This is a genomic window from Candidatus Hydrogenedentota bacterium, from assembly GCA_018005585.1.
Classification (GTDB): domain Bacteria; phylum Hydrogenedentota; class Hydrogenedentia; order Hydrogenedentales; family JAGMZX01; genus JAGMZX01.
Map to the genome: position 1 here is coordinate 1 of JAGMZX010000287.1, position 2,817 is coordinate 2,817.

At 63.4% G+C, this 2,817-nt stretch carries 3 protein-coding genes; all 3 read left to right on the forward strand.

What is annotated here, in order from left to right:
• The first annotated feature begins 323 nt into the window (after positions 1-323).
• The 3 genes from KA184_23820 to KA184_23830 are packed head-to-tail and all read left to right on the forward strand — an operon-like array spanning position 324 to position 2,584.
• The gene (locus KA184_23820; GenBank protein ID MBP8132620.1) at positions 324-1,517 is read left to right on the forward strand and encodes a DegT/DnrJ/EryC1/StrS family aminotransferase; all 1,194 of its coding nucleotides are present in this window, start codon (positions 324-326) and stop codon (positions 1,515-1,517) included.
• Positions 1,518-1,530: 13 nt separating this feature from the next.
• Positions 1,531-2,130 carry an acyltransferase gene (locus KA184_23825; protein ID MBP8132621.1) on the forward strand — a complete coding sequence of 200 codons (600 nt, stop codon included), beginning with the start codon at positions 1,531-1,533 and terminating at the stop codon, positions 2,128-2,130.
• A gap of 28 nt (positions 2,131-2,158) precedes the next feature.
• Positions 2,159-2,584 carry a MaoC family dehydratase gene (locus KA184_23830; protein MBP8132622.1) on the forward strand — a complete coding sequence of 142 codons (426 nt, stop codon included), beginning with the start codon at positions 2,159-2,161 and terminating at the stop codon, positions 2,582-2,584.
• Positions 2,585-2,817 lie beyond the last annotated feature (233 nt).

Consider the following 2,817-nt stretch of genomic DNA (forward strand, 5'->3'; position numbering starts at 1 on the left):
GTTCGGGGATTGTTCCCTTGCCATGTGATAACCTCCTTGGCATCGCTTCCTTCACTCGCGGCAACAAACTCCAGAAAAACGATAATACCTTCCGGCGGCTGCGCCGTGCAACGCTCGTGCCCCGATTCCTGACGCGGGCCCGCGCCCTGCCTCCGCTACAGTAACGCGCGGCGGCGCGATTTTGTTGATCAGGTCATTCCACTTGCATATGATACGCGCCGGACTCCCGGCTTGCGCGCGAGGAGTTTGTATCAGGACCCTGTCGGAACGGCGATTCCCGAACGTGAACCGGGCGCTGCATGACCACGGAAAGCTCAGGCTGCATGAGAAAGACGCCGCCAGCGCATTACGAATCGATTGCCCGCGCCCGTGCGAGCGCCGAGCGGATCTTTGTGACGCGCCCGGCCATGCCGCCGCTCGCCGCGTTCCAGCAGCAGGTGGCGGGTATCTGGGAGCGGCGCTGGCTCACGAACGCGGGCGAGCTGCATCAGCAACTGGAACGCCGGCTGGCGGAGTATCTCGGCGCGCCCCATTTGAGCCTTTTCTGCAACGGCACGATTGCGCTGCTCGCCGCGCTGCGGCTGCTCGAACTCGAATCGGGCGAAGTGGTCACGACGCCGTTCACGTTCCCGGCCACGACGCATGCGCTGACGTGGATGGGGCTGAAGCCCGTCTTTTGCGACATCGACCCCGTCACACTGAATATCGACCCGGCGCGCATCGAGGCTGCAATTACCCCGGACACCAAGGCCATCCTTCCCGTGCACGTCTACGGCATTCCCTGCGACGTGGACGCCATTCGGGACATGGCGGACGTGCACGGACTGAAGGTGGTCTACGATGCCGCGCACACGTTCGGCGCGCGCTTCCGCGGCCGCGCCATCGCTGCGTACGGCGACGCGGCCATGCTCAGTTTCCATGCCACGAAACTGTTTTCGACCGTCGAGGGCGGCGCGCTCGTTGTGCCGGACGCCGCGCGCAAGAAGACCGTGGATTTGTTGAAGAATTTCGGGATCAAGGACGCGGAAACGGTCGCTATGGCCGGCATCAACGGGAAGATGAACGAATTGCAGGCCGCGTTTGGCCTGCTGCATCTCGACCAGGCGGACGCGGAGATTGCGGCGCGCCGCGAGATCGCCCGGCTCTACCGCGAGGAACTGGCGGGCGTGCCGGGCATCGTTCTGATGCCCGATATTCCGGGTCTCGAGCCGAACTGCGCCTATTTCCCGATTCTGGTGGACCCTGCGGGTTTCGGCATGACGCGCGACGACCTGCACCAGTGGCTGGGCTGCGCGAACATCGAGCCGCGCAAGTATTTCTACCCGCTGTGCAGCCGCTACGCATGCTACAGCGACCTTGAGAAGTACCCGTCGGCGCGGCCCGAGAACCTGCCGGCAGCGGAACGCGCCGCGCAGCAGGTCCTGTGCCTGCCCGTATACAGCGAATTAACCCTTGACGCGGTCAGAAACATCGCCGCCTTGATTCGGGAACTGCATGCCGCCGCGCGCGGCGTTTAGGAGGGACGCGAGAATGCCAAACCAGGCGTATACGCTGCCGTTCCGCAGCGTGGGCGAGGACGTGATTATTTACGAGCGCGCGAAGATTGTCAGTCCGGAGACGATTTCCCTGGGCAACTCCGTGGTCGTGGACGATTTCGTATTCATCATGGGCGGCAAGAACACGGAAATCGGCAGCTTCGTGCACATTGCCTCGCACACGACCCTGGCGGGCGGCGGCGAATTGATCATGGAGGATTTTTCCGGTCTTTCCGGCGGCATCCGCATTTACACGGGGAACGAAGACTACCTCGGCGGCAGCCTGACGAACCCCGCCGTGCCCGCGCCGTACCGCATCGCACGGCAATCCTATGTGCATATCAAGCGCCACGCCATCATCGGCGCGAACGCCGTGATCCTCCCCGGCGTCACCATCGGCGAAGGCGCGGTGGTTGGCGCGCTCAGTTTTGTCACGCGCGATATCGAGCCGTGGACCATCAACGTGGGCAGTCCGGCGAAGGCGGTTCGCGAGCGTCCGCGCGACCGCATGTTGGAACTCGAGGCGGCACTGCGGCGCGACCTCTTTGATGCCGGGGGGCGTTATATCCCCCGCACCCGCGCGCGGGAAATGTAAGGGGCGCAAACAGGGAGTAGAAACGGCCATGTACGAAGAACGCGCGTCATTTGAAGCGGGTGAACAAGCCGAACTGACGAAGACCTTCGCTGTCGCGGACATCGAGACCTTCGCGCGCATCTCGGGCGACGTAAACCCGATTCATCTCGATGAGGCCTACGCGCGGGAAACCCGGTTCGGCGGGCGCATCGCCCACGGCATGCTCGTGGCCGGGCTCATCTCCGCGGTGCTCGGCACGAAACTGCCGGGACCGGGCGCGGTCTACCTGGGCCAGGAACTGCGCTTCAAGGCGCCGGTCCGTCCCGGCGACGCCGTGACCGCGCGCGCCGTGGTGACGGAATGGAACGGCGACAAGGGCGTGGTGAAGCTGAACACGACTGCGGTGAATCAAGACGGTGTCGAGGTGATTGCGGGCACGGCCACGTTGATCATGAGCCGTTACTTGAAGCGATAGGGGTCAATCGCCGGACGGCGCGCGGGCAATGCGTTCGCGTACGATGTAGCGGGGCACATGGCGGCTGGCGCGGAAGCTCCGAATCGTGAACTCGCCTATCATGCACACCTGAGTTCAACACCTCTCTGAAATTTCGTCGTAAGTCCTTATTTTATAAGGGGCCGATTTCTGATTTGGGTGTCCCGAGTGTAAGCTGGCCCCATGTTCGTGCGCAAAAAGCCCAATCCGTCGGG

Bases quoted from the DNA above. Each gene is read 5' to 3' on its own strand.
- KA184_23830 (MBP8132622.1), top strand. From the start codon at position 2,159: ATGTACGAAGAACGCGCGTCATTTGAAGCGGGTGAACAAGCCGAACTG.
- KA184_23820 (MBP8132620.1), top strand. From the start codon at position 324: ATGAGAAAGACGCCGCCAGCGCATTACGAATCGATTGCCCGCGCCCGT.
- KA184_23825 (MBP8132621.1), top strand. From the start codon at position 1,531: ATGCCAAACCAGGCGTATACGCTGCCGTTCCGCAGCGTGGGCGAGGAC.